We start from the raw sequence: 3,565 nt of genomic DNA, 5'->3' as shown, positions 1-3,565 counted from the left end.
CAAATGGTGTAGAGCTTGTCGCCATCAAGTGTTCTGCAGGTCTTCGCCATAACGGACAAACTCCAAACTAAAGCCCTGCTTGCGCGGGATACCGCCCTGCAGCAAGGCGCTTTGATCCTCGCTGATCGAGGTCAAACACCAATCCCCCAAGACGTGGCCATAACCCGTGGTCAGCCCAATGGGCAGCAGCAAGCCACCAATGCTACGCAGGGTGTCCAGTTGCTTTAAGCCGCCCCGATGGCCCGGGAAAATCGAGCCCTTGAGGGTCATTTTTTCCTCACCCATGCCCACCGACTGCTGCGCCGGCCGACGCGTCAGGCGCTCCTGAGAAGCCCAACGAAAGCTGCTCTGTCGACTCAACTCATCGAAGGCCGCCGTGTCCAGGTTGAAGTAGTACGGCGGCGCCTCATGCTTATGCGGCTGCATGATTAGCAGGTGGGGGAACGGCTTCACCGCCTCAACTGCGGGGGTGGTATCCGTGGCAAAGATGCTGGTCGGCAGAATGTTACCCAGCGCGGGATTGATCTTGCCGGCAATCTGGTTAATCGCGTTTTTGGCCCGGGTTGCCTGCTCGCCAAACACCTCCAGACGCTGCTCGATCTGCGAGGCGGCGCGGGTGGCTTGGCTGTAAACCGCTACCATCCTGCCCACCTTGGCCTGGGCGGCACTTACCCCCCGCATCACACGCTGCAGCTTTTCCCCTACCATCGGGCCAATCACCGGCAACGTCTCCAGCTCCGAGGCGGCGCCGGCCATTTCACTGATCGCCCCATTCACTGGCCCCATCATGCCGTCGAGGCTTTTTCTACCTGCCTCCCCCGCCGTCGCCAAGTAACTGACCGTGCTTTGCATCTGCTCCATATAGGGCATATCACCTCCTTACCCGATATGTGGGGCGTCGTATAACTTGCGGTCATTGGCCCGGCGGGCGTTGTCTTCCATCTGCCGGGCGAAGTCATTCAAATGGCCCTGCATCATGGGTTGCAGCTTGCGCATCAGCTCGTCGGGGTCTTTCACATCACCTTCAATAGTGATGGGCATGTGCGGGGCAAAGGTGAACTTTTGATCGATCGGGGCCGGCTTGGACTCAGCCTTGATCACCAACGGTGCCGGGGCTTTCGGGCTACCTGCCTGCATCGAGCGCACCACATCACCCGGCTCTGCATCATTGCCGAACAGCGACTTAGCAAACGACGTTTTGCCGAACATGCCACCCACAGCATCACCGCCCATGCCGCCCAGGAACGCGCCGACCAGCCCACCCATCGCCGTGCCAATGATCGGCACCACGGAACCGATCGCGGCGCCGGCTGCAGCACCGGCCAAAGAGCCGGCCAAACCGCCTGCAGCACCACCGTAGCCATCTGCCTTTTCTTCGGCCGTCTTGGCCGTGGTGAAGGTGTCAAAGGCCTTGAGCCCCGCCTCAAACACCGTGCCGGCCGGAATGGCTTTACTCACCTTGCCGAGGGTGCCCACGGCGCTCATCAACCGAGCGCCCAAACGCGGTGGCACAGGTGGCGGTGCCGGGGGGCGTGGCGGACCTCGGCGGCGCGATCGACGGCCGCCACGACCTCCGCCGCCCGGCCCCCCACCGCCGATTTCCCGGGCGTTGACCACAAACACTTTTTGCGTGTGGTCAGGCCCAGCCTCATCGTCTCCGCCCTTGGCCTCCCGGATCACATCGAGCAGCTTCAGGCCAGTATCGACCGGATCCAGTTTGGTATCGGGAGCGCCCTCACCTTCCTTGTCCTCATCCTTGCGACCGAGCAGCGCGTTGAGGCCTGCCGAAACCAGCGACTTGACCGCATCCCCCTTCTCATCGTCGCCCCCATCACCGCCGCCCAATGCGTCCTTGGCGTTGGTGACAAAGACCGATTGCACACCAGCACGGCCTGCACCGCGTCCACCGCCCAATCCGCCACGGACCAAGTTGACCAGCCCCCGGCCAATCTTGAGCGCGCCCAGCACACTGGTCACGACACTGGCACCGGTGGCCAGCGCCGTAAGGCCCATCACCAGCTTGGGCGACTCGTCAGATAGCTTGGTGATGCCCTTGACCACCGTGGTCAGCCCGGTGGCCAGCGCATCCGTGACTGGCCGAATGGCGTCACCCACGCTGCGCATGGCATCGTTACCCGCCTGAATCGTCTCGGCCCATTTCTGAGACGAGGTGTCGCGGCGCTCCGACAGGTTCTTGTCGAGAATGCCCGAGGCGCCGGCCGCCTCGTTTTTCAACTGCTCATACAACGCCTTGTTTTGCACATAGGCAGTCAGCGCTGACTTGACTTGCATGTCGGCGAAAATATCACCGGTGCGCAATGCCTGCTCCAGACTGCTGAGCATGGCCTTGGCTTTTTCCGGGTTGGCTTCCTTGCTGATCTGGGCCGTGGCCTCGGCCATCTTCGCGGCTTTCTTCGGGTCGGTGGCTTCGATGTACCGCTTGGCCAAGCCGAAACTGGCCTCCAGCGTGGACATGCCACCCTGAATACCAGTGTTGAGCGACCCCTGATAATCAATGCCGGCTTTCTTGTAGGCGTCCACCACTTCGCCAGAACCGATTTTTTCCATCCAGTTCTTGAGGTTGTTGGCCGCTTCGTCAGAGGTGCCGGCAGTTTTCATCTGCACCTGGAGCATCGCGCCCAGTTGCGTGACGGCATCCATGCCGGTGATGCCCTGTTTCTGCATGCTTGCGAGTAATTGCGGGAACCAGCGCGCCATGTCGCTGGCTTCAAAGCTGCCCGCCTGCCCTTGGAAAGCCACCGCCTCCAACGCCTTTTCCAGCACCTTGGGGTCGGTAATATTGGCGTTACTCTGCAGCGCCTGAATCATCTTGGCCGTGTCGACACCAGACGATCCTTGGCCCACGACGAACTTGGCCGCCACCGGCGCAAACGCCATCGCCTGTTTCAGCTCCATGCCGGCACCGACCAACTGGTTAACCACATCGGCCACTTCGTTACGGCCCATCCCGACGTCATTCGATGTTTGAATGATGCTGCGCGACATCTCGCCTTCTTGCGCCGATCGGGCCACCCCGGCCTTGATCGCAATGTCGCGGATGATCGCTTGATAATCCGCACTGACTTTGGCCGTAACCGCCACCATGCCCGTGGCCACAACTCCCTGCGCAACACCGGCGCGCACCTGCTTCTTGCCCTGATCGATCTGGCCAAAGCCTTTGGCCTTCAGTTCAGCACTGCGCCCGGCACGACCCAGGCGGTCGTACTCCCTGGCCAACCGCCCGACCTCGATGCCCTCCTTGCGCAGCACACCCAGGTTTCGCTCCAGCCGGTTTAGCAGCGCTTGCGCACCTTTCTCACCTGCAGCGTGAGACTTTCGCCACTCGTCACGCAGGCGCATGGTTTCGCCAATCGTGCTCTGCAGTACCCGGGCTTTCTTGCCTTGCTCACTGAGCTTTTTAACGCGGCTTCCCACGTCCTTGAATGCAGCGCCCACGGTCGAGCTGACCGCGCCGCCGATAACAAGGCCGAGCGCCATTTTGTTTGCCATAGGAATGCCCTGTTACGCGTAACGGAGGGGGCGGCTCAATCCGTGAGCCACCACA

General features: G+C 61.5%; 2 protein-coding genes. Both read right to left on the bottom strand.

Annotation, left to right across the window (positions count from 1 at the left end):
* Positions 1-24: 24 nt before the first annotated feature.
* Positions 25-870, bottom strand: coding sequence for a phage tail protein (locus tag AWM69_RS22565; protein WP_218728582.1), 846 nt, complete (start codon positions 868-870; stop codon positions 25-27).
* A gap of 9 nt (positions 871-879) precedes the next feature.
* Positions 880-3,510: a phage tail tape measure protein gene (locus AWM69_RS22560; RefSeq protein ID WP_218728581.1), complete on the bottom strand. Its 2,631-nt coding sequence runs from the start codon at positions 3,508-3,510 to the stop codon at positions 880-882.
* Positions 3,511-3,565 lie beyond the last annotated feature (55 nt).

It is taken from the genome of Pseudomonas sp. D1HM (genome assembly GCF_019266105.1).
In the GTDB taxonomy this organism is placed as follows: Bacteria; Pseudomonadota; Gammaproteobacteria; order Pseudomonadales; family Pseudomonadaceae; genus Aquipseudomonas; species Aquipseudomonas taetrolens.
Note: the sequence above shows the minus strand (reverse complement) of the source record. Positions and strands in the feature narration are given on the sequence as shown.

Excerpts from the sequence above, each read along its gene's own strand:
- AWM69_RS22560 (WP_218728581.1), bottom strand. The coding sequence starts at position 3,510 with ATGGCAAACAAAATGGCGCTCGGCCTTGTTATCGGCGGCGCGGTCAGC.
- AWM69_RS22565 (WP_218728582.1), bottom strand. The coding sequence starts at position 870 with ATGCCCTATATGGAGCAGATGCAAAGCACGGTCAGTTACTTGGCGACG.